The organism is Williamsia sp. Y721 (assembly GCF_059683565.1).
The window spans coordinates 118,750-141,443 of record NZ_JCASNH010000006.1 but is presented as its reverse complement, the minus strand read 5'-3'; the positions used below and the strand labels follow the sequence as shown (position 1 = coordinate 141,443).

General features: G+C 64.6%; 23 protein-coding genes. 19 read left to right on the top strand and 4 right to left on the bottom strand.

The window, feature by feature from the left end:
• Window positions 1-19 precede the first annotated feature (19 nt).
• The 15 genes from AC56PL_RS26900 (at window position 20) to AC56PL_RS26830 (ending at window position 14,117) form a co-directional block, all read left to right on the top strand.
• The gene (locus AC56PL_RS26900) at window positions 20-760 is read left to right on the top strand and encodes a hypothetical protein (RefSeq protein WP_497155738.1); all 741 of its coding nucleotides are present in this window, start codon (window positions 20-22) and stop codon (window positions 758-760) included.
• Window positions 757-1,563 carry a N5-glutamine methyltransferase family protein gene (locus AC56PL_RS26895; RefSeq protein WP_497155737.1) on the top strand — a complete coding sequence of 269 codons (807 nt, stop codon included), beginning with the start codon at window positions 757-759 and terminating at the stop codon, window positions 1,561-1,563. Before AC56PL_RS26900 ends, AC56PL_RS26895 begins: the two co-directional genes overlap by 4 nt.
• A 14-nt stretch (window positions 1,564-1,577) precedes the next feature.
• A complete protein-coding gene (locus AC56PL_RS26890; RefSeq protein WP_495517057.1) occupies window positions 1,578-2,360 on the top strand; it encodes a helix-turn-helix domain-containing protein in 783 nt (260 codons plus the stop codon).
• Between the two features lie 179 nt (window positions 2,361-2,539).
• A complete protein-coding gene (locus AC56PL_RS26885; RefSeq protein ID WP_497155736.1) occupies window positions 2,540-3,556 on the top strand; it encodes an iron-siderophore ABC transporter substrate-binding protein in 1,017 nt (338 codons plus the stop codon).
• A gap of 38 nt (window positions 3,557-3,594) precedes the next feature.
• Window positions 3,595-4,596: a FecCD family ABC transporter permease gene (locus AC56PL_RS26880; RefSeq protein ID WP_497155814.1), complete on the top strand. Its 1,002-nt coding sequence runs from the start codon at window positions 3,595-3,597 to the stop codon at window positions 4,594-4,596.
• An 11-nt stretch (window positions 4,597-4,607) separates the two neighbouring features.
• The gene (locus AC56PL_RS26875) at window positions 4,608-5,636 is read left to right on the top strand and encodes a FecCD family ABC transporter permease (protein ID WP_497155813.1); all 1,029 of its coding nucleotides are present in this window, start codon (window positions 4,608-4,610) and stop codon (window positions 5,634-5,636) included.
• Entirely contained in the window at window positions 5,633-6,448 is an 816-nt protein-coding gene (locus tag AC56PL_RS26870; RefSeq protein ID WP_497155735.1) for an ABC transporter ATP-binding protein, read from the top strand. The genes AC56PL_RS26875 and AC56PL_RS26870 overlap by 4 nt, the downstream gene beginning before the upstream one ends.
• Before the next feature lie 257 nt (window positions 6,449-6,705).
• Complete coding sequence (locus AC56PL_RS26865; RefSeq protein WP_495517061.1) at window positions 6,706-7,230, top strand: MSMEG_0572/Sll0783 family nitrogen starvation response protein; 525 nt, start codon at window positions 6,706-6,708, stop codon at window positions 7,228-7,230.
• 9 nt (window positions 7,231-7,239) lie between these two features.
• Window positions 7,240-8,295, top strand: coding sequence for an MSMEG_0568 family radical SAM protein (locus AC56PL_RS26860; protein ID WP_495517062.1), 1,056 nt, complete (start codon window positions 7,240-7,242; stop codon window positions 8,293-8,295).
• On the top strand, window positions 8,265-9,707 hold the full coding sequence (locus AC56PL_RS26855) for an MSMEG_0567/sll0787 family protein (RefSeq protein WP_495517063.1): 1,443 nt from the start codon (window positions 8,265-8,267) through the stop codon (window positions 9,705-9,707). Before AC56PL_RS26860 ends, AC56PL_RS26855 begins: the two co-directional genes overlap by 31 nt.
• On the top strand, window positions 9,704-10,597 hold the full coding sequence (locus AC56PL_RS26850; protein ID WP_495517064.1) for a nitrilase-related carbon-nitrogen hydrolase: 894 nt from the start codon (window positions 9,704-9,706) through the stop codon (window positions 10,595-10,597). Before AC56PL_RS26855 ends, AC56PL_RS26850 begins: the two co-directional genes overlap by 4 nt.
• Window positions 10,590-10,907, top strand: a complete 318-nt coding sequence (locus AC56PL_RS26845; protein ID WP_495517065.1) for an MSMEG_0570 family nitrogen starvation response protein — start codon at window positions 10,590-10,592, stop codon at window positions 10,905-10,907. The genes AC56PL_RS26850 and AC56PL_RS26845 overlap by 8 nt, the downstream gene beginning before the upstream one ends.
• Window positions 10,904-12,184: an MSMEG_0569 family flavin-dependent oxidoreductase gene (locus AC56PL_RS26840; RefSeq protein ID WP_497155734.1), complete on the top strand. Its 1,281-nt coding sequence runs from the start codon at window positions 10,904-10,906 to the stop codon at window positions 12,182-12,184. Before AC56PL_RS26845 ends, AC56PL_RS26840 begins: the two co-directional genes overlap by 4 nt.
• Window positions 12,185-12,195: 11 nt before the next feature.
• Complete coding sequence (locus AC56PL_RS26835; protein WP_497155733.1) at window positions 12,196-13,032, top strand: carbon-nitrogen hydrolase family protein; 837 nt, start codon at window positions 12,196-12,198, stop codon at window positions 13,030-13,032.
• Window positions 13,029-14,117, top strand: coding sequence for an MSMEG_0565 family glycosyltransferase (locus AC56PL_RS26830; RefSeq protein ID WP_497155732.1), 1,089 nt, complete (start codon window positions 13,029-13,031; stop codon window positions 14,115-14,117). The genes AC56PL_RS26835 and AC56PL_RS26830 overlap by 4 nt, the downstream gene beginning before the upstream one ends.
• Before the next feature lie 18 nt (window positions 14,118-14,135).
• Here the strand turns inward: AC56PL_RS26830 and AC56PL_RS26825 are convergent, their stop codons facing one another.
• Together AC56PL_RS26825 and AC56PL_RS26820 are read right to left on the bottom strand one after the other, a co-directional pair.
• Complete coding sequence (locus tag AC56PL_RS26825) at window positions 14,136-14,474, bottom strand: hypothetical protein (protein ID WP_497155731.1); 339 nt, start codon at window positions 14,472-14,474, stop codon at window positions 14,136-14,138.
• A 54-nt stretch (window positions 14,475-14,528) separates the two neighbouring features.
• Window positions 14,529-14,975 carry a GNAT family N-acetyltransferase gene (locus AC56PL_RS26820; protein ID WP_497155730.1) on the bottom strand — a complete coding sequence of 149 codons (447 nt, stop codon included), beginning with the start codon at window positions 14,973-14,975 and terminating at the stop codon, window positions 14,529-14,531.
• A 208-nt stretch (window positions 14,976-15,183) separates the two neighbouring features.
• Here AC56PL_RS26820 and AC56PL_RS26815 point away from each other — a divergent pair, with 208 nt between their 5' ends.
• A complete protein-coding gene (locus AC56PL_RS26815) occupies window positions 15,184-16,785 on the top strand; it encodes an ABC-F family ATP-binding cassette domain-containing protein (protein ID WP_497155729.1) in 1,602 nt (533 codons plus the stop codon).
• On the opposite strand, the gene AC56PL_RS26810 is transcribed toward AC56PL_RS26815, so the two are convergent.
• Complete coding sequence (locus AC56PL_RS26810) at window positions 16,689-17,981, bottom strand: benzoate/H(+) symporter BenE family transporter (RefSeq protein WP_497155728.1); 1,293 nt, start codon at window positions 17,979-17,981, stop codon at window positions 16,689-16,691. The two genes, AC56PL_RS26815 and AC56PL_RS26810, sit on opposite strands and share 97 nt — an antisense overlap.
• A gap of 10 nt (window positions 17,982-17,991) precedes the next feature.
• On the opposite strand from AC56PL_RS26810, the gene AC56PL_RS26805 reads away from it, so the two are divergent.
• Both AC56PL_RS26805 and AC56PL_RS26800 read left to right on the top strand, forming a co-directional pair.
• On the top strand, window positions 17,992-18,711 hold the full coding sequence (locus AC56PL_RS26805) for a GntR family transcriptional regulator (protein ID WP_497155727.1): 720 nt from the start codon (window positions 17,992-17,994) through the stop codon (window positions 18,709-18,711).
• Window positions 18,712-18,713: 2 nt separating this feature from the next.
• The gene (locus tag AC56PL_RS26800) at window positions 18,714-19,496 is read left to right on the top strand and encodes a DNA-formamidopyrimidine glycosylase family protein (RefSeq protein ID WP_495517074.1); all 783 of its coding nucleotides are present in this window, start codon (window positions 18,714-18,716) and stop codon (window positions 19,494-19,496) included.
• Here the strand turns inward: AC56PL_RS26800 and AC56PL_RS26795 are convergent.
• On the bottom strand, window positions 19,459-20,733 hold the full coding sequence (locus tag AC56PL_RS26795) for an MFS transporter (protein ID WP_497155726.1): 1,275 nt from the start codon (window positions 20,731-20,733) through the stop codon (window positions 19,459-19,461). The genes AC56PL_RS26800 and AC56PL_RS26795 overlap by 38 nt on opposite strands.
• 303 nt (window positions 20,734-21,036) lie before the next feature.
• Between AC56PL_RS26795 and groL the strand changes: the two genes are divergently transcribed.
• Window positions 21,037-22,662, top strand: coding sequence for a chaperonin GroEL (groL, locus tag AC56PL_RS26790; RefSeq protein ID WP_482141099.1), 1,626 nt, complete (start codon window positions 21,037-21,039; stop codon window positions 22,660-22,662).
• Window positions 22,663-22,694 lie beyond the last annotated feature (32 nt).

The following is a 22,694-nucleotide window of genomic DNA, read 5'->3' as shown; positions in this document are numbered from 1 at the left end:
TGAGAACCAGGTGGCACAGATGACTGTACAAACGAACCGAGCACCTTCACCGTGGCCGGGGTCTGAGTATTCGGCGCTCCTCGACTGGGAACTCGACGATGCCGAGTCCTTGCCGGAGGTGGCGGACAAACTTGCCGCAGTGGGTGAGCAACTGATGGCCGCGCACGTGGCGGGCTGGACATTGGTATCGCCGATGCGGGATGGGCGGCTGCACGCGCGTCGGCCATCCCGTCGCAGGCGTGGTCTCGAACCTGCCGGCGGTGTCGATGTTCCCGTGGGTGTCCTGGCCCCGAGCCTTCGGTGGCGGCTTCGGATCATCGACGAGGTCGTGGACGAACCCGGCGCCTACCTCACCGTCGAGGCGTCCGGCGCAACTCCGTGGCTGTCGGCAAGCGGTGGTGAGTTGTCGCAGTTCAGCGGTCCGGAGGTCGATGGCGCCACCATGGCGCAGGTGCGAGCTCAGTTCGGGCCGGGAGAGACCGCCGATCGCAGGTGGGCGCTGGTCTCGGCCCGGATCGGTCCGTCAATGGATCTGATTGCCGAACACAGTCGGCTTCGGCAGCATGCGGTGGTCAGCGGCGTTGTGGTGCGGACCGTCGAGACCCTGGGCCATCGGCACGCGGCCGACCGTGCGACCACCTTGCCTGCGGCGGCGCAGGCGTATCGCCGACTTGCGGCCGCGGCGACGGCTATGCACGACGCGGGCGGCCGGTTGTCGGCCATCGATGACGGATTCGTGATCGTCGAGTATCCGGTATGACCGATGCCGAGATGATTCGGCAGGCGTGCGCGATGCCGGATCCGGTCGCCGATCGGCTCGGTCGAGCGGGTTGTGTTTTCGCGACCGAGGAAGCGGCGATCCTCAAGGAATTCGCCTGCAGCCCAGCAGAGCTCGACAGGTTGTGTGCGCGCCGCGTGACCGGTGAGCCGCTCGAGCACATCGTCGGGCACGTGTCCTTCGACGGTCTCCGACTGTCTGTCGGTCCGGGTGTCTTTGTGCCACGGCAGCGTTCACGATTCTTGGCGCGGGCGACGATCGCAGCGGCGCGCGCCGGCCGGGATCCGATTGTGGTGGAAGTGTTTTGTGGTGTTGCGCCGATCGCGTCCGCGGTGAAACAGGCTTTGCCCAGGCTCGAAATCCATGCCGCCGATATCGATGCCGGCGCACTGGAGCATGCCGCGGTCAATGTGGGCGGCACTGCGACGCTGCATCAGGGTGCTGGATTTGATGCCCTGCCCGACATGTTGCGGGGGCGGATCGGCGTGATGGCCGCCGTGCCGCCGTATGTCCCGACCACCGCCTCGGAATTCTTGCCACGCGAGGCGTTGGACCACGAGCCGCACCACGCCCTGTTCGGTGGTCCGGACGGGCTGGACCACATCGGGCGTCTGATCGAGGATGCTCCGGAATGGTTGTCGGACAACGGTTGCGTTCTGATCGAGATGAATGTCGACCAAGTGGGGCATGCGATGTCCTGCGCCGAGCGGGTCGGCTTCGGCCTGGAGTGGCCGGGCAGCGGTGACCGACAGACGACTGTGGTGGGGTTGCGCCGCGTTCGCTGACCTATGGTGGTCGGGTGAGTATCGAGGTGGCCGACAAGCGGAGCCTGCCCGTCTATGAGGCGGGCGCCATCGAGGTCCCGTTTGTCATCGCGGGTGTGTACGAGGTCATCTCACGCGACACCCATTGGGAAGAGCATTCCCATCCGACGCATGAATTGCTGTGGAGTGCCAAGGGGTCGTCGTCGACCACCGTCGGCCCTCGGGTGTGGACGATCACGCCGACGATCGGGTTGTGGATCCCCGCGGGCGTCCTGCATTCGGGCTGGACACCGGCCGGGACCGCGCTCAGCTCAGTGCATTTCAGTATTCGTGAGGTTCCGTCCATCTCGGATGAGCCGGTGGCTGTCGAGGTCTCTGCGCTGTTGCGGTTGTTGCTCGACCGGCTCGGTGCCGATGATCTCGACGATGTATCGCGGTCGACCACGGAGGCCATGGTTCTCGACGTGTTGACCCCGGCGCCACATCAGTTGTTGCTGCGGGTTCCGGAATCGGCGCTGCTGGCGCCGATTGTCGCCACCGTGCAGGCCGACCCCTCCGACGAGACGCAGTTGGGGGAGTGGGCGAGCCGCCTCGGCGTCAGCGCCCGCACGATCACGCGGGCATTCGATTCCGAGACCGGTATCGGTTTCACCCGGTGGGTGGCCACCGCGCGCGTCCAGCATGCGATCACGTTGCTGGCCCAGGGACACGCGATCGAACACGTTGCCGGGCGGGTCGGCTATCGCTCGGTGAGCGCGTTCGGAACGGCATTTCGCCGGGTCACCGGAATGAGCCCGGGCCGGTTCCGCGAGCTGTGAGGGGTATGGGCGGCGGCCCACTACTTGTCCGTTTCGCGACAAACTATGTCACTTTTGCTTGATTGCAATCGCAAGCATCGCGATCTAGCCTCTGTTAGGTAATCCTTACCGATGTTGATCGGTCGCCGGTGGGCCCGCCGGTGCATGCGTCTTTTTGCTTCACGAACCGAAAGGGAACAATGTCTCGCGCACCCAAGTTGGTGGCATTCGCGGCGGCAGCGCTGCTCACGGTCGGGCTCGCGGCCTGCTCGTCGTCCTCGGACGACAATGGCGGCGACGGTGACTTCACCCCGATCACCATCGAGCACGCGCTCGGAACCACGACCATCACCGAAAAGCCTGAGCGGGTGGCCACCGTGAACTGGGCAAACCACGAGGTGCCGTTGGCACTGGGCATTGTTCCCGTGGGCATGGCGGCCGCAAACTTCGGCGACGACGACGGCGACGGCATGTTGCCGTGGGTCAGCGAGCGGCTCGATGAGCTCGGCGGCGAAGCCCCGGTGCTGTTCGACGAAACCGACGGTGTCGACTTCGAAGCTGTCGCCAACACCGATCCCGACGTGATCCTGGCTTCCTACTCCGGCCTGACCCAGGAGGACTACGACACTCTCAGTGAGATCGCGCCGGTGGTGGCTTACCCCGAAACCGCGTGGGGCACCCCCTGGCAGCAGATGATCGAGCTGAACAGCAAGGGTATGGGCATGGAGACCGAGGGCGCCGAGCTCATCGCCGGCCTCGAGGCAGAGGTTGCTGCTGCCGGGACGAAATACCCGCAGCTGCAGGACAAGTCGATCATGTTCCTGACGCACGTCGACGCCGCTGATCTCAGCGAGGTCAGCTTCTACACCACCCACGACACGCGGGCCCTGTTCTTCGAGGACCTCGGGTTGCAGACTCCCGGCAGCATCGCCGCGGCGTCGGCTGAAACGGAAAAGTTCTCGGCGACACGCAGTGCCGAGCAGATCGACGGTCTCAGTGACGTCGACATCATCGTGACCTACGGCGACGAAGCGCTGATTGCGACTCTCAAGGCCGACCCGCTGCTGTCCCAGATGCCGGCAGTGGCAAACGGCGCCATCGTGGCCCTGCCCAGCACGCCGCTGGGAACCGCCGCGAACCCGACTCCGTTGTCGATCTCCTGGGTACTCGACGACTACGTCGCGCTGCTCGCGGAAGCAGCAGACAAGTCCAAGTGACACAAGGTACTTCGCAGTCCGCCTCGGGCGTCGCCATCGTGCGACGCCCGAGACGGGTGCGGGCACTTGGCTTCCTGGTCGTCGTCGCGGTCTTGGTCGTGGTGGCGATCTTGTCGATCAAGGTCGGCTCTCGCGGTGTCGATTGGTCGGACGTCTTTGCCGTGCTCGGCGGTGACTCCGAGGGAATGAACCAAGCCGCGGTCGAAAAGCGGATCCCCCGGACGCTTTTGGCGATCATCGTCGGAGCCGCTCTTGGCGTATCCGGTGCGGTCATGCAGGGCGTGACCAGAAACCCGCTCGCCGATCCGGGCATCCTCGGGGTGAACATGGGTGCATCGCTCGCCGTGGTCATCGGGATCAGCTACTTCGGCCTGTCCGCGGCGTCCACCTACATCTGGGTTGCCATCGTCGGTGCCGCCGTCGCTGCTGTATTCGTCTATTTCGTCGGCTCGCTCGGGCGTGGTGGTGCCACGCCGCTCAAGCTCGCGCTCGCCGGCGCTGCCACCTCGGCGGCACTGGTCTCTTTCGTCACCGCAATCATTCTGGGGCGCAATGATGTCGCCGATACCGTCCAATCGTGGCGCGTTGGCGGCGTAGGTGGAGCGACCTATTCCAGCATCGAGCAGGTCCTACCTTTCTTGGTGGTCGGGTTCATCGTCTCGATGTTGTCGGCGCGTGGCCTCAACTCACTCGCGTTGGGCGACGATCTTGCCGCCGGACTCGGTGAGCGGGTAGCCCTCGTCCGTGGCGGCGCCTCCCTGGGGGCAATCATCCTGTGTGGCGCGGCGACCGCGGTCGCAGGCCCCATTGCCTTTGTCGGACTGGTTGTCCCGCATGCCTGCCGACTGATCGTCGGCGTGGACTATCGGTGGTTGCTGCCGTATTCGGCTGTCACCGGCGCGGTCTTGCTCACCGTGGCCGACGTGATCGGGCGGATCGTCGCGCGCCCCGCCGAGATCGACGTGGGCATCCTGACCGCGCTGATCGGCGCACCCTTCTTCATCTACATCGTCCGTCGGCAGAAGGTCGGAGCCCTGTGAGTTCGGAAACCATGGTGACGGCGCAGACCATCGCCCGGAACCGCAAGATCCGAGGTGGCCGCCGTCGCTGGGTGATCGCGATCCTGGTGGTACTCATCGTCATCGCCTTTGCCATCACCCTGATGTGCGGCAAGACTTTCTATCCGCCCGGGGACGTCCTCAAAGTGATTCTGGGGGAGAAGGTCCAGGGCGCGACCTTCACCGTCGGTCGCCTGCGGATCCCACGAGCAGTCCTGGCCGTTTCGGCAGGTTTGTGTTTCGGTCTCGCCGGCATCACTTTTCAAACCATGCTGCGAAACCCGTTGGCCAGCCCCGACATCATCGGGATCAGCGCGGGTGCCAGCGCTGCGGCCACCTTTGCAATCGTCACGCTGTCACTCGGCGCGACCCAGGTGTCGATCTTCGCCATCGTTTCCGCGCTTGCTGTTTCGGTTCTGATCTACGCGCTCTCGTTCCGCGGCGGCGTCGTCGGAACCCGGCTGATCCTCATCGGTATCGGTATTGCGGCGATGCTTCACAGCATCACGGACTACCTTCTGGACCAGGCCGCGGAATGGGACCAGCAGGAAGCGATGCGGTGGCTGACGGGCAGCCTCAACGGCGCTTCGTGGACCCAGGCGGTCCCGGTTCTGTTCGCACTCGTCGTGCTGGCACCGGTGCTGCTCGGACAGTCGCGCAATCTCGAGATGTCGCAGCTCGGTGATGACGCCGCATCGGCGCTCGGGGTGCGGGTCAACCGAACTCGACTGATCGTGATCGTCGCTGCCGTGGGACTTCTCGCGTTCGCCACCGCAGCCTCGGGACCGATCGCATTTGTGGCGTTCTTGGCCGGTCCCATCGCCGCGCGTCTGGTCGGACCCAATGGCTCCCTGTTGGTCCCGGCCGCGCTCGTCGGAGCCCTACTGGTGCTGGTGGCCGACTTCGTCGGACAGTTCGCGTTCGGCACCCGCTATCCGGTGGGTGTCGTGACCGGTGTGCTCGGTGCCCCGTACCTCATCTACCTGATCGTTCGTACCAACCGCGCCGGAGGCTCGCTGTGACAACCACACACCAACTCCTTGTCGAGAACCTGACTCTCGGCTATGGCGATCACACCGTCATCGAGAAACTCGACCTATTGGTACCCCCTGGCAAGGTGACGGCCATCGTCGGCGCGAACGCCTGTGGCAAATCGACTCTGCTGCGGTCGATGTCACGCCTGCTGACCCCGCGATCGGGTCGGGTTCTGCTGGACGGCACCGAGGTCCACAAGACGCCGGCCAAACAGCTGGCGCGCACCCTCGGTCTGCTGCCGCAGTCGCCGATCACCCCTGAAGGAATCACGGTCGCCGATCTCGTGGGACGCGGACGGCACCCGCATCAGGGACTGTTCTCTCGATGGACCCGCGAAGACGACGAAGCCGTGGCCGCTGCGCTAGCGGCCACCGAGACCTCGGCGCTGGCCGATCGGCCGGTGGACGAACTCTCCGGTGGGCAACGCCAACGGGTATGGATAGCAATGGCTCTGGCCCAACAGACCGACGTGTTGCTGCTCGATGAACCGACGACATTTCTCGATGTCAGTCACCAGATAGAGGTTCTCGACCTGTTGACAGATCTCAATCGTGACCGTGGCACCACCATCGTGATGGTGTTGCACGACCTCAATCTCGCCGCCCGGTACTCCGATCACCTCATCGCCCTTGCCGGTGGAAACGTCCATGCCGCAGGCGAACCCGCCGAGGTATTGACCGAGGACAACGTCCGGGCGGTGTTCGGCCTCGACAGTCAGGTCATCATCGACCCGACATCGGGCAAGCCGCTGATGCTACCGCTCGGCCGTCATCACGTAGTCACCGAACCGAGTCATTAGACAAACGCACCCGTTCCAGTCATTTACACACGTTGCAACGTGTGCAAATGACTGGAACAGGTGCGTTTGTTTGTCTCGGATCCACTATTTCCTCCGTGTTACAGCTGTGAGCTCTTGGCACTGCACTGTTAGTCCCGCGATAACCAGCCTGAAACCGGAAACTCTTGTACTGGTACTCGCAGCCGGTTCCGGCTCCTGGCCCTAGCGGCAAAGCAGCCGCAGCGGCCTGACGCATCCCGTCTCAACAGGAGGACTCCATGTCCGAGATCGACCAGTCCATCGCCGAGAATATCAAGAAGTCCATCGCCGAGATCCCACATCCGTCGTTGCCGAAGGGCACCAACATCTACGGCGGCACCAAGATCTTCCCCGACTACAAGGCCAACGACGGCGAGTCGTACTTCACCTTGGTCCACGGCATCGCCCACGAATCATCGGTGAGTTTTGTGGCGGTCTTGCAGGCGACGCGCGCACTGCGCAAGGGATTCGAATCGGCGATGTACTTCTACGGACCCGGAGCCATCAACTGCCTGGCCACCCGCGGCTTCCCGACCACCGGTGACTCGGGCTTCCCGGGCGAGCAGAACATCAACGATTCGCTCGCCACGTTCATCGCCGAGGGCGGCACGGTGTTCTGTTGCCGATTCGGTCTGGCATTGCACGGCGGACGCGAGGAAGACCTCATCGAAGGTGTGATCCCGGCGCATCCGCTCGACGTGCAGGATGCGCTGATCCACTACGCACGCAAGGGCGCCATCATCAATTCCACCTACATGGTCTGAGGTGAGGATATGTCCGTATCGGCACGCGTAGATCTTGCGCTGCTCGGGGTTCGCGGCTCACCCCCGCTGCGCCGATCCGCAGGCGCAGGCCCCAGCGACGACGGCCACCTGATCATCGACGGTCTCAGTGCCGCGATTCCGCGCAATCCTCTGAGTCCTTATGTTCTCGACGGCGGTCAGGTGTTGCTCGACGGAGCCGAAACCGGCCTGGAGGTGATGGCCATCGAACGGCCCGCCTTCTACGACCTGCGCACCGATGCGGGCATCGAGTACGAGAAGATCGCCAAGCTCCACGGCCGGGACGTGTTGGCCACCACGGTGATGCAGACCTGTATCCGCTACGACGAGTCGCAGCGCTGCAGGTTCTGCACCATCGAGGAGTCGCTGCGGTCCGGCGCGACGGTGGCCGTGAAGAAGCCGGCCGATCTTGCCGAGGTCGCCGAGGCGGCCGTCCGTCTCGACGGCGTGAAGCAGATGGTCATGACCACCGGTACGTCCGCGGCGAAGGACCGGGGCGCCAAACATCTGGCGCGCTGCGTCCGCGCGGTCAAAGCGGTGGTGCCCGATCTGCCCATCCAGGTCCAGTGCGAACCGCCCGGTGATCTGGCCACACTCACCGAGTTGAAGGACGCCGGTGCCGAATCGATCGGCATCCACATCGAGTCGCTCGACGATGCCGTCCGCAAGCGCTGGATGCCGGGCAAGGCGACGGTGTCCACCGACGAGTACCGGGCGGCGTGGGCCGAGGCGGTCCGGGTGTTCGGTCGAAATCAGGTGTCGACGTACCTGCTGGTCGGATTGGGAGAGGATCCCGACGAACTGGTTGCCGGTGCGCGCGAACTCATCGACATGGGCGTGTATCCCTTTGTGGTGCCGTTCCGTCCACATGAGGGATCGCTCGCCGTTGACGTGGACCGTGCCGTCGCCCCACGCAGCGACGTCGTCGAGGACGTCACCCGCCGGGTCGCCAAAGAGTTGTCCGCCGCGGGGATGCTCGGCGCCGACCAGAAAGCCGGATGTGCCGCCTGCGGTGCATGCAGTGTCTTGCAGAATGTCGGAGGTTGAGCGTGCACACCGGTATCCCTGATCTGGCGATCCTCACCGGGCCACGCCGCGCGTCCTCACCGGCCGCGTTCATCATCCAACCAGCCCGGGATGCAAGGGAACTCAATCAGTATCGGGCCCTTCGTCACGAAGCGTTCGTGGTGCAGCAAGAGCTCTTCGCGAGATCCGACCACGATGATCTCGACGATGACTCTCGTACGATTGTGCTCTGTGCGATGGCTCCCGATGGCACGGTGCTCGGTGGGGTGCGGCTCGCGCCGGCGACAACCGATGACATCGGGTGGTGGGCAGGCAGCCGGTTGGTGGTGGCACCGACCGAACAGGCTCGAGGAGTCGGTCCGGCACTGGTGCGCGCAGCGAGCGCGCACGCCGAGAGTTCCGGGGTCCTGCGATTCGACGCCGCCGTACAACAGCGGTACCAGCCGATGTTCACCTCGTTGGGGTGGCAGTACACCGGCGACGTCGACGTCGCCGGGGTCACACATGCGGCGATGCGCTGGCCGATCAACAAGATCGAGCGCCTCGTCACGGCCACCAAGGCGATGCTCGCCGACGTGCTGGCGCCACTGGCAGAGCAGTCGATGGGATTGGGGCCGAGTGGTTTCCGCGGCGACGACGGCACGCCGGTTCCCGGCAGCGATCTGATCGCGGCCTGCGACGCGATCATCCCTTCGATGGTCGAACGCGATCCGGAATGGGCCGGGTGGTGTGGCGTGCTGGTCAATCTCAACGACTTGTCGGCGATGGGAGCCACCCCGGTCGGATTGCTCGATGCGGTGGGCGCGCCCACCCGATCGCAACTGACCCGGATCGTTCGAGGAATGGCCAGAGCCGCTGCCGCATGGGGTGTTCCGGTCCTCGGTGGCCACACGCAGGCCGGTGTTCCGTCGTCATTGTCGGTGACCGCGCTGGGACGGACCGCGACACCGGTCCCGGCCGGGGGTGGGCAGGTAGGCCACGACCTTCGGCTCACCGCCGATCTCGGAGGCAACTGGCGTCCGGGATATGCAGGGCAACAGTGGGATTCCACATCCACCCGCAGTTCTCGAGATCTGGTACGGATGGGAACGTTCGTGCAGCGGGCAGCTCCGGCTGCTGCAAAAGACGTCAGCATGGCCGGGCTGGTCGGAACCACCGGCATGCTGGCCGAGGCCAGCGGAACCGGCGCGCTGCTCGACATGTCCACCATCCCACTCCCTTCTGGCGTGGCGATGGGCGAGTGGGTCACTGCTTTCCCGGGATTCGCCATGATCACGGCAGACGCGCCGGGCCGAGAGGTTCCCGATGCGGGACCGGCGACCAGTGCGGTCTGCGGACGACTCATCAAAGGCCACGGCGTCAGCTTGCGCTGGCCCGACGGCACGATCACACAAGCGGTGCAAGGCACCGTCACAGGATTGGGGAAAGCATGAGCACCACAATTTCTGTCGCGTCGGCGCAGTTCGGCCGCGACATGGAGGAGGCGTACCAGACGATCGGTGCGCTCATCGAACTGGCGCGGCAACGGGGCAGCGACCTACTGGTCCTCCCGGAAGCTGCATTGGGCGGCTATCTGCCCAGCCTGGGCGGCGGCGACGAGAGTCCGGAGGCGAAGCAGCGACGACTCGAAAGTCTGCCTCCCGCTCTCGAACTCGGTGGTCCGGAATTGGAGCGGGTCATCAAGATGGCCGGCGACATGACCGTGACGCTGGGCTTCTGCGAGGCCGATGGTGAGACCCGCTATAACGCGGCTGTCACCCTCAGCGGCGACGGGATACTCGGTTCCTATCGAAAGGTCCATCAACCCCTGGGTGAAAACCTCTGCTATTCAGCAGGTTCGGAGTATCCGACCTTCGACACCCCGGTCGGGCGGATGGGGATGCAGATCTGCTACGACAAGGCATTTCCCGAGGCCGCCCGGGCGCTGTCGCTCGGCGGGGCGGAGATCGTCGCGTCTCTGTCGGCGTGGCCGACGTCGCGGACCAACACCACGCCCAACATGGAAGACGACCGCTGGAAGCAGCGTTTCGACATCTACGACCGGGCCCGGGCATTGGAGAACCAGCTGATCTGGGTGGCGTCGAATCAGGCCGGTACCTTCGGCTCCCTGCGATTTGTCTGCAGCGCAAAGGTTGTCGGACCGGGTGGGGAGATCCTCGCCGACACCGGCACCCAGGAAGGCCTGGCGACCGCGACGCTCGACGTCAAGTCTGCGATGGCCGCTGCCCGCGGTGGCGGGATGTACAACCTGCGTGATCGTCGACCCGAGATCTACGGCAGTGTCACCGAACCCAACCGCGTCGAGGAGCTCACCTATGCCTGAGATGACGTTCACCGTCCGCTGGCCGGACGGCACAGAGCAGCAATGTTATTCACCCTCATTGATCATGCACGACTTCTTCGAGCCGGGTGCGGAGTACCCGGTGGGGGAGTTCGTATCGCGCAGCACCGAAGCCCTGACCATCGCCAGTGACCGTGTCCGCGCGAAGTTCGGCTTCGCCTGCACGTCGGCGGCCGCTCAGCTCGAGAACATCGAGGCAGCGGCGCGCCAGATGCCCGACGGGCAGGTCCAGATATTGACGATGAGCGGTGCCGAACTGATCACGCCAACACAGGCAGGACATAAATCATGAACGAATCTCCCGTGAGTACCTCGATCGAGGAGGTGCCGGTGGTGGTCATCGGCGCCGGTCAGGCCGGGCTCTCTGTCAGTTGGCATCTCACCCGACGCGGTGTCGCCCATGTGGTGCTCGAACGAGACACCATCGCCCATGAATGGCGGGATGGACGCTGGGACAACTTCACCCTCGTCACGCCCAACTGGCAGTGCAATCTGCCGGGCTACGAGTATTCCGGTGACGATCCGGACGGCTTCATGACCCGCGACGAGGTGTATGCCTGGGTCTGCGACTACGCAAAGACCTTCGACCCTCCGGTACGCGAGCATGTTTCGGTGGTATCGGTGAGCCAACGTGTCGGCGGTGGATTCGACATCGCCACCACAGCCGGGCCTTTGCACGCGCAGCAGGTGGTGGTTGCGGTTGGCGGCTATCACACTCCGGTGATCCCGCGTTTCGCAGAGAAGCTGCCGGATCGGATCGCGCAGATACATTCGTCGCAGTACCGCGGCGCCGATCAGCTCCCCGAGGGAGCCGTGCTGGTGATCGGTTCCGGGCAATCCGGGGCGCAGATCGCCGAGGATCTGCACCTGTCCGGTCGAAAGGTGCACCTGGCCACAGGAAGTGCCCCACGTGTGGCCCGTTTCTACCGGGGTCGTGACTGCGTCGCCTGGCTGCACGACATGGGTGTCTACGACGTCTCGATCGACGAGCATCCCGGTGGTCTGTCCAAGCGCGAGAAGACAAATCACTACGTGACCGGCCGAGACGGTGGACGTGACATCGACTTGCGCGCATTCGCCCGCGACGGTATGCAACTGCACGGCCGGTCCACCGGGCTGGTCGGGACGACCCTGACCTTTGCGCCGAACCTGGCGAAGAACCTCGACGCCGCCGACGCCGTCAGCGACGCGATCAAGGACGACATCGATTCCTACATCCAGCGAGCCGGCATCGATGCGCCGACGGAACCGCGGTACGTCCCGGTCTGGACGCCGGAAACCGAAGTGACCGAACTGGATCTGGACACTTCAGATGTGTCGGCGATCGTGTGGTCGATCGGCTTCCGTACCGACTACCGTTTCCTCAAGGTCGGAGTCTTTGACGGAGAAGGGATGCCGACCCACAATCGTGGTGTCACCTCGACACCCGGCGTCTATTTCCTCGGCCTTCCATGGCAGCACACCTGGGGCTCCGGACGATTCGCCGCCATCGCGCGTGACGCCGAGTATCTGGCCGATCAATTGACCGCAGGGCGTGTTTCGACCGCGCAGGCCACATCGAGTCACTAGGCTGATCCGCTATGGCACCCATTCGTGTTGCCGCACTCGCAGCCCATTTCGGCAGGGATGTCGAACGTGCGGTGAGCAAGATCGTCGGGATCATCGAGGCGGCTTCGCGCGACGGCATCAATCTGTTGGTATTGCCCGACGCGTCGCTGGGCGGATACATCGGTGACCTGCGATCGCCGGACATCGATCAACTTCCACCGACGGTGGACACCGACGGACCCGAACTGGCGAAGATTGCCGAAGCAGCGGGCTCTATGACGGTGTGTGTCGGATTCACCGAAGCCGAACAGGGCAAGCGGTACAACACCGCGGTCTGCCTGTCCGGTGACGGGATCTTGGGTCTGCACCGCAAAGTCCATCAGCCGGCCGGTGAATCGCTCGCCTATGCGGCCGGTGACGACTTCGCGGCCTTCGACACGCCGGTCGGCCGGATCGGAATGCTCATCGACTACGACAAGACGTTTCCGGAATCGGCCCGCACTCTTGCGCTCGACGGGGCGAGGATCATTGCCGCACTCTCGGCCTGGCCGGCGAGCGTCACCGACCGTGCCTCCCGGCTGCCCAACGATCGGCAGTCCCGGCTGTTCGATCTCTACGACGCGGCCCGCGCCGCGGAGAATCAGGTGGTGCTGGTGTCGTCCAATCAGACCGGGGTGATGGGCAAACTGCGATTCCTCGGACAGGCCAAGGTGGTCGGGCCCGGCGGAGAAGTGCTGGCGAAGACGTGGGCGAAGGGTGGTATGGCGGTGTGCGACATCGATATCGATGCCGAGATCAACCGGGCCCGCACGGTGCTGCACCACCTCGCGGAGCGGCGCACCGACACGTATTGGCAGGACGCTCTGTGAGAGTTTCACTACTGACCTACTCCACCAAACCGCGTGGCGGCGTGGTACATACGCTCAATCTCGCCGAGGCCTTGGCGAAGGCAGGCGCCGAGGTCACCATCTGGTCCTTGGCGCGCGGCGGTGACCCAGGGTTCTTCCGTCCGGTGGATCCTGCCGTGACGGTGCGGCTGGTCCGATTCGAGGATCGCGAAGGCGATACGGTGACCGACCGGATCGTCCGGTCCATCGAGGTGCTCGGTGCGCAATTCGACTCGGCAGCAGCCGATATCGTGCATGCCCAGGACTGCATCAGCGCCAATGCGGTTGGCAGGTGCATCCGGACCATTCATCACCTCGACCAGTTCACCACGCCGGTGCTCGCCGCGTGCCACGAGAAGGCCATCGTTGAGCCCTTCGCCCGGATCTGTGTGTCGTCCGCGGTGGCGCAGGAGGTTCGACAGGGTTGGGGGTTCGAGCCGACCGTGATTCCCAACGGTGTCCAGGCGGAGCGGTTTGCGGCGGCGTCGGGCGGTGATCCGGAAGCTGTTGCGGCGCGGCAACAGTGGGGTAGTCGACTCGGGAGGTACATACTTGCGGTGGGAGGGATCGAACCCCGGAAGGGGAGTATCGATCTGCTGCAGGCCTACGCATATATGCGCCGCAGCGACACTGAACTCAAACTCGTATTCGCCGGTGGCGAAACGCTGTTCGACTACCGCGACTACCGGACCGAATTCAACAGCCGGGCCGACGATCTCGGCATCGCGCCGATAGTCCTCGGGTCGGTCCCCGACAACACCTTGCCTGCGTTGGTGGCCGAAGCTGCGGTACTCGCGTTCCCATCGACCAAAGAGGGCTTCGGTCTGGCCGCGATGGAGGCATTGGCCGCAGGCACACCGGTGGTGGCCCGCGACCTACCGGTGCTGCGGGGGGTTTTCGGCGATTCCGTGCGTTACGCCCGGACACCCGAGGACCTGGCCGGACAACTGACCGCCGCAATGACTGTCGATCCTGCGATGCAATCACGTGGCCGGGACTTGGCGACCAGCTTGACCTGGGAACTCGCTGCGGAACGTCATCTCGAGTTCTATCGTTCGCTCCTCTGACCCGTCGATGTGCCGACATCACCGTCGAGCGTGCCAGAACCGCCGTCGAGTGGACCCAGATCTCCGATCCGGAGGGGCGGGTGCAGTCATGAGCTGGATATAGTCGACGATCTCGACCAGCGCGCGCCGCTCGGCGGTGTCGTCGGCCCCGCCGATACCGCCGTCGACGGTGATCGAAATGGGTGTTCCGGCGCGAATGTCCAATTCGTCCCAACAGAGCGGCAGGCAATGGGCGTACAGCCGACGCCCGTTGACCACGAGGTGGATCCGCGGCGCGTAATCGGCGGTCTTCCACGATATCCGCTCTGCGGCATCGTGATTCAACGAACCGTTGGCAGTGAACTCTTGCAGGTACATCGGCCTTCTCCGGGTGGTGTCAGCGCTCTTCGATTGTAGTCTCGGGTCCGATCCTCACAAGGACTTTGTGAAGAAGACCCGGCAGAACCCGTGTTCTGCGGCGCGGTGCGTCTCTGTGAACCCATGCCGTGGGTAGTAGCGGAGGTTCTCGGTCATGAGTTCGTTGGTGTAGAGATCCAGACGGCCCAGGCCCAGCGCGCGGGCCTGTTCTGCCGCGAAGTCAAGAAGTTGCGCCCCGATGCCGAGCCCCTGGGCGTCAGGCGACACCGCGAGGTTGTCGAGTTGCAGGTGATCGGCCCCTGGCGTGAGCACGATGGTCCCGACGATCGCGCCGTCGTCCTCCGCGATCCACACGGTTCGGGTGTCGATCAGGCTGACGTAGTCGGTGTGCATGGGCGCGGGTTCGGTGCCGATACGTTCGGTGTAGTGCGAAAACGCCGCAGAGATCAGGTCTGATACGGCCGCGACGTCGCCGGACACTGCGGATCGGATGAGCACCATCGCACCATTCTGCTCGCAGAACAAAATACTTGCGAAGCTCCGAATTGTTCTGCACACTGGACGACGTTCTGCTCCCGACAGTCAGGTTTCTCCAGTGAAGATCATCGACGGCTCCGCGTCCTGACGCGCTGACACCGTTCGATTGCCGCATGCCGCGGCGGGATGAGTTGTTGGCGTACTTCCGTCTTCATTCTTCCTGGGAGTCCGTATGCCTGTGCATTCTGAATCTGCAATTTCTCTCCGAGACGTCAGCCTTGTTCGGCCGGACGGATCCTCGGCCCTCTCACACCTGACGGTGTCCTTCGGCATCGGACACATCGGTGTCATCGGCGCCAACGGGTCGGGAAAATCGACACTGCTCAAGGTCATTGCCGGGGACATCGCCCCCACCTCGGGATCGGTGACGGTCGCCGGCGAAACCTCCTACCTGCCACAGGATCTCATCCTGCGCAGCGATACCACGGTCGCCGACCTCCTGGGTGTCCGCGCTCGGATTGATGCGTTCCTGGCGATCGAGGCCGGATCAACGGACTCGGGGGACTACGAAACCCTCGGCGACGACTGGGATGTCGAAGCCCGGGCGCGGAAGGTTCTCGCCGAGGCCGGTATCGAGAAATTGGGCCTGGACCGCAACGTTGGCACCCTCTCCGGCGGCGAGGTGATCCTGACGGCGATCGCGGGCCTGCGTCTGCGTGGTGCTCCGATCACGTTGCTCGACGAACCGACCAACAACCTCGACCGGGACGCCCGGTCCCGGCTGTCCGCGCTGATCCGGAACTGGCCGGGCACCCTGCTGGTCGTGTCCCATGACACCGCGCTGCTCGAATCGATGGACACGACAGCCGAGCTGCGCGACAACACCGTGACCGTGTTCGGTGGTCCGCTTGGCGAGTATCGCGAATATGTACTGTCCCAACAGGAGTCCGCGCAACAGGATCTGCGGTCGGCACAGCAGGATCTGAAAGTTCAACAGCGGCAACGCGTGGAGACCGAAACGAAGGTTGCCCGGCGCGGTCGCTACGGGAAGGCCAACACCAATCTGCCGAAGATTCTGCTTGGCGCGCGTAAGCGCAGCGCCCAGGAAACCGCGGGCCGACTGCGAACGGAAGGCGACAACAAGATCAACGACGCACGCCGGGCAGTCGAGGGTGCCGCCGAATTGATCCGCGACGACAAACACATCCGGATCGAGTTGCCCGACCCGGAGGTCCCGGCAGGCCGGCGTTTGGCCGAGATACGCAGCGGCGATTCGACGATCGTGATCGCCGGACCGGAACGGGTTGCGCTCACGGGTGCAAACGGATCGGGCAAAACAACTCTGTTGCGAACGTTGTGGGATCCGGAGCCCCCGGAGGAGGGTCCGTACGCGGTCGCGCACACCGACCACATCGGTTACCTGGCACAACGTCTCGATGATCTCGACGACGCCGCCAGCGTTCTCGACAACGTTCGGTCCGCGGTACCCGATGTTGCGCCGAACCTGGTGCGGGCCCGGCTGGCTCAGTTCTTGCTACGCGGTGACGCAGTGGACCGACAAGTTGGTGAACTCTCTGGCGGCGAACGGTTCCGGGTGGCACTTGCCCGATTGTTACTGGCGACCCCGCCGGTGCAGTTACTCGTCCTCGACGAGCCGACCAACAACCTCGACCTCGACAGCGTCGACCAGTTGGTGGAGGCGCTGTCGGAGTATCGGGGTGGGATGCTGGTGGTCAGTCACGATGACGGATTCTTGGCCCGGCTGGGTATCTCGCGGTCGCTGGTACTCGTCGACGGTGTTGTGGAGTCCGGCGAACTCTTCAGTACCGCGTAGACGACGAGTCCGGCGACCAGCGCCCAGAATGCCGATCCGATCCCGGCCACGGAGATCCCGGCTGCAGCCACCACAAAGGTCAGAACTGCTGCAGTTCTGGACTTTTCATCACGCAAGCTCGCAGCGAGTGCGCCGGCCAGCGTATCGAGCAGGGCCAGGCCGGCCACTGTTTCCACCAGTCCGGCCGGTGCGATCGTCACCAGTGCGGCGACGGCTGCTGAACTGATGCCGATGACGAGATAGACCGGGCTCACGGTGGCGGCCGCGATCCATCGCCGACGCGGGTCGGGTTCGGCGGCGGGGGCGGCGGTGAGTGCCGCGCTGATCGCGGCCAGGTTCACCGCGTGCCCGCCGGCCGGCGCGGCCATCGAGGTCAGGGCGCCGGTCACCAACATCGAGGGGCGCCAAGGGATCCGATAGCCGAAGCTGGCCATGACCGCGGTACCCGGCAGGTTCTGCGACGCCATGGTGACGATGTAGAGGGGTAACGCGATGCCCACGCAGGCCTGCAAAGACCATTGCGGGACAACCACATCCATTCGGGGAATAAGTGAATCGGCGGTCACGCCCTTATCGGACGTCAACAGGACCACCGCAATGACAATGGCCGCGGTACCAAATGCGGCGGGCACCGCCCACCGCTTGGCGAATCGGATCAGGATCAGCCAGACGACGATGACCGGAGCGATGGCGAACGGTTCGGCGGCGACCGCACGTACCGGTTCCAGACACAGGGGCAGGACGATACCGGCCAGCATCGCCTGGGCGATCGGCGTCGGTATGGCCTGCACCAGTGAGCCCAGGCGTGGCCACAGCCCGGTGGCGACGACCATCACGCCGACGAGGACGAATGCTCCGACGGCTACCGGGAAGCCGCCGTCCGGTGTTGCCGTGCCTGCCAGCAGTGCCGCGCCCGGCGTCGACCAGGCCAACGTGATCGGCATCCGGTACCTGGTCGCCAGGAATCCGACGCCGACGGCGATGGCCACGCAGAGGGCGAACAGGCCGGAAGCGGCTTGTTCTGGCGATGCGCCGACAGCTCTCAGGCCGGTCAGGACCACGGCGAAAGAACTGGTGAATCCCACCAGCGAGGCAACGACACCGGCGGTGATCGGCTGGGTGAGCGACACACGAACCTCCGCGGGTCGGGGTAGTAGGGACCATCGTAAAGTAGATTGGATCTTGGATCCAATCATAGGAAGAAGTATGCCGCCGACACGTTCCACGCAGGTCCTCGACACCCTCGGACTTCGTCCGACCGCGGTGCAGCACGCCCGTACGGTCATCGAATCGACGCTCGCCGACGCGATCCTCGACGGCTCACTGGCCAGCGGCACCGCACTTCGTCAGGCCGAACTCGCGCACGTGTTCGGGGTCAGCCGAATGCCGGTTCGCGAAGCCCTTCTCTCGCTACAGGCCCGCGGCCTGGTCGATCACGTGCCACACAAGGGTGCGGTGGTGGTGGGCGTCGACCAGGACGACTTGGTCAACACCTACCGGATCAGGCTGCTGCTGGAACCGGAAGCGCTCGCCGGTTCGATTCCGCGGCTCGAGCCCGCTGACATCGACGAGGCCCGTCGCATCCTCGCGGCCATGGAGAACGATCCTGACCTGGTAGACCTCGGCAGACTCAATTCCGACTTCCACCTTGCGCTCTACCGGCGGCATCCAAATGCCAAGTTGCTGAGGCTGATTGCTGCCGAACTCGCCGACGAGGACCGCTACCTGCGTTTTCATCTGGCCGAGTTGGGGTCGGACCAGTTGGCCCAGACCGAACATCGGCAACTGGTCGATCGTGCCGCCCGAGGTGAGATCGATGAAGCGGTGGCGGTGTTGCGGCAACACATCGGTTCCGCCGCGGACACCATCGAGGCCTACTTTCGCGGCCGATCGCAATCGGCGAGCCGGAAGACGGGTATCAAGTAGACATGCCCGAAGGTGACACCGTTTTCCAGGCCGCGGCGCGTCTGCATCGCGCGTTGGCCGGAAAAACACTGACCCGCTGCGATGTTCGGGTACCGCGGTACGCAACGGTGGATCTGTCCGGCGAGCGGGTCGATGAGGTCGTCGCCCGGGGTAAGCATCTCCTGATCCGCGTCGGTGAGCACACTGTGCACTCGCACCTGAAGATGGAGGGTCGCTGGGAGATATACACAAAGGGCGCCCGCTGGCGGCGGCCGGCGTTCAAGGCCCGGATCATCCTGGAAGCCGGTCCGGTGCAGGCGGTGGGATTCGAGCTCGGAAAACTCGAGATCCTTCGGCGCGCGGACGAAGACACAGCCGTCGGTCATCTCGGTCCCGACCTACTCGGAGCCGACTGGGACGCCGATGTCGCGGTCGACAACCTCGCGTCGGATCCGGCGCGGCCGATCGGTCTGGCCCTGCTCGACCAGCGGGTACTGGCCGGGATCGGCAACGTTTTCCGTTGTGAGATGTGCTTTCTGCGGCGGACCCACCCGGCAGTGCCGGTTGCCGATTCCTGTGATCTGCGGGAATGGGTGGATCTGGCGAAGAAGGTGTTGGAGTTCAACCGAAACCGCACGATCCGGGTCACCAACGTCGACCGCGCCGGTGAGCGCACCTGGGTCTACGGCCGGGCCGGACGTCCGTGCAGGCGATGCGGGACCATCATCAGATCAGGGGATCTCGGCGGAGGCCCAGACCTCGAACGGGTCATCTATTGGTGCCCGTCCTGTCAGCCGTCGCCGTGATCAGGGTTTGCGTGGTCTCGATCGGCGCGGGCTGCGCCCGACGTTCGGTGCGAGCACGCAGGATGGCCACACCTCCAGCGATCGCCACCAAGCACAAGACGTACAGGCTGTAGCCGATCGCGGTGGGGCGCAATCCGAAGTGTCCGACCGAGATTCCGCCGATCGCCGCCGGGATGCTGAAGCCGGTGTAACTCACCAGGTACAGGGTGGAGAAGACCTGACCCCGCTGTTCGGGTGCGGTGGCGGCGATGACGGTGGCCATCACGCCGGCGAACGTCGAGCCGAACCCGAAGCCGGCAATCGCCGAGCCGACGAGATAGAGCGGTAGCACCGCCGAGATCGTTCCGGTCAGGTTGATGACCAGCCCGATACCCAGCGCGGTCAGGCCGATCCCGAACTTCCGATTCGCCGTCCACCCGGAGGTGGCCATGGAACCGACTGCGCCGAAGGTGAAGAACGTTCCGAGGATGAGTCCGGTGATCATGTGGTTGTCGACCCCGAAGATGCGCAGCACGATCGACGATCCCAGTGAGAGCGTCAATCCGCCGAGCGACCAGGTGGCCAGGCACCCGAGGGCGGCCATCACGAAAACCCCACGGACCGACCGCGGCAGGCCGGCGCTGGGACGCACCACCTCCCACAGGTGGCTGCGTGAGGTGAAACCGATACGCGCCGAGGTCTCGGGTATGAACGCGATGCACACCGCGGACAGGGCAAACGCGGCGATCAAGAGCAGGAACACCAGCTCGCGGGGCAACGGCGCGTATTCGATGAGACCGCCCGCCGCGATTGCGCCGAATGCCAACCCGCCCAGCATCGCGGCCGAGTTCGTGATGGAGCCGACGCGCGCGCTGGGCTGCAGATCGACCAGCGCGGCGCTCAGCGTGCCGGTCAGGGCGCCGGCCGCCAGGCCTTGCAGTACGCGGGCCGCAAGCAGCATCGGAACTCCGTCGGCGACGGCGAACATCACCATGGAGACGACGATCAGGGCCAGACCGCCGAACAGGACCGGGCGCCGTCCCACGTGGTCGGAGAGCGCCCCCACGGTGAGCAGACCGCCGAGCAACGCGATCACGTACGCCGCGAAGATGACGGTCAAGGTGAACGAGGAGAAGCCCCAGAGATCCTGATAGATCGGGTACAGGGGAGACGGCGCCGACGAGGAGAACATCATCGCAACAGTGGTAGCCGCGATCACCGTGAACGCCGAGACCTGGCCGAGCTGTAGTCGTGGCATTCTCGTAGTCAATCAACCGCGGAGTACGAATATTCCTTAGCCCCGCGAAGAGCCGGCTGGGGGGCAGTCGGTGGGCGGTCTAAGCGCCGAGAGTGGAAGTTGCCCGAGTTTGCCGAGCCTTCTGACCGGCATACCTTGCACTCGACCCCGGTGAGTGCTAAAAATGGGATCTGGCACTCGCCAACCGTGAGTGCCAGGTTGGAACGGTGAGATCGGTCCTAATGACACGACCGTTCGTCCGTCGCGGGCACCGAAACCAACCACGAACTTCAGTGTCACCCCCTATCGGAGGATCACTTCGTAATGGCCAAAATCATCGCGTTTGACGAAGAGGCCCGTCGCGGCCTCGAGCGGGGCCTCAATGCCCTCGCTGACACCGTAAAGGTGACGTTGGGACCCAAGGGTCGCAACGTCGTGCTCGAAAAGAAGTGGGGCGCCCCCACGATCACCAACGATGGTGTTTCCATCGCCAAGGAGATCGAGCTCGAGGATCCCTACGAGAAGATCGGCGCTGAGCTGGTCAAAGAGGTCGCCAAGAAGACCGACGACGTCGCTGGCGACGGCACCACCACCGCCACCGTCCTGGCTCAGGCCCTCGTCCGCGAAGGCCTGCGCAACGTCGCTGCCGGCGCGAACCCGCTCGGCCTGAAGCGCGGCATCGAGAAGGCTGTCGAAGCCGTCACCGAGTCGCTGCTGAAGTCCGCCAAGGAGATCGATACCAAGGAGCAGATCGCTGCCACCGCCGGTATCTCCGCAGGCGATCCGGCCATCGGTGACCTCATCGCCGAGGCCATGGACAAGGTCGGCAAAGAAGGCGTCATCACCGTCGAGGAGTCGAACACCTTCGGCCTGCAGCTCGAACTGACCGAGGGTATGCGCTTCGACAAGGGCTACATCTCGGGCTACTTCGTCACCGACGCAGACCGCCAGGAAGCCGTCCTCGAAGATCCGTACATCCTGCTGGTCTCCGGCAAGGTGTCGACGGTCAAGGACCTGCTGCCGCTGCTGGAGAAGGTCATCCAGGCCGGCAAGCCGCTGCTGATCATCGCCGAGGACGTCGAAGGCGAAGCCCTCTCGACCCTGGTCGTCAACAAGATCCGTGGCACCTTCAAGTCTGTTGCCGTCAAGGCTCCGGGCTTCGGTGACCGTCGCAAGGCCATGCTGGCCGACATCGCCATCCTCACCGGTGGAGAGGTCATCAGCGAAGAGGTCGGACTGTCCCTCGAGGGCGCCGGCGTCGAGCTGCTGGGCACCGCACGCAAGGTTGTCGTCACCAAGGACGAGACCACCATCGTCGAGGGCGCCGGAGATTCCGAGGCCATCGCCGGTCGCGTGTCTCAGATCCGTTCCGAGATCGAGAACAGCGACTCCGATTACGACCGTGAGAAGCTGCAGGAACGTCTGGCCAAGCTGGCCGGTGGCGTTGCAGTCATCAAGGCCGGCGCTGCCACCGAGGTCGAGCTCAAGGAGCGCAAGCACCGCATCGAAGATGCTGTGCGTAACGCCAAGGCTGCTGTCGAAGAGGGCATCGTCGCCGGCGGCGGCGTGGCTCTGCTGCAGTCGGAGTCCGCAATCGACGCGCTGACCCTGGAAGGCGATGAGGCCACTGGCGCCAACATCGTCCGTGTCGCTCTGGAGGCTCCGGCCAAGCAGATCGCCATCAACGCCGGCCTCGAGCCCGGTGTTGTTGCCGACAAGATCCGTCACAGCCCGCTGGGAACCGGCCTCAACGCCGCCACCGGCGTGTACGAGGACCTGCTGGCCCGCGGCATCAACGACCCGGTGAAGGTCACCCGCTCGGCGCTGCAGAACGCAGCCTCGATCGCGGCTCTGTTCCTCACCACCGAGGCCGTCGTTGCTGACAAGCCCGAGAAGAACAACGCACCGGCCATGCCGGGCGGCGACGAGATGGGCGGCATGGGCTTCTAGTCCACGCTTTTCAGCTCTACGTTCTCTACCGA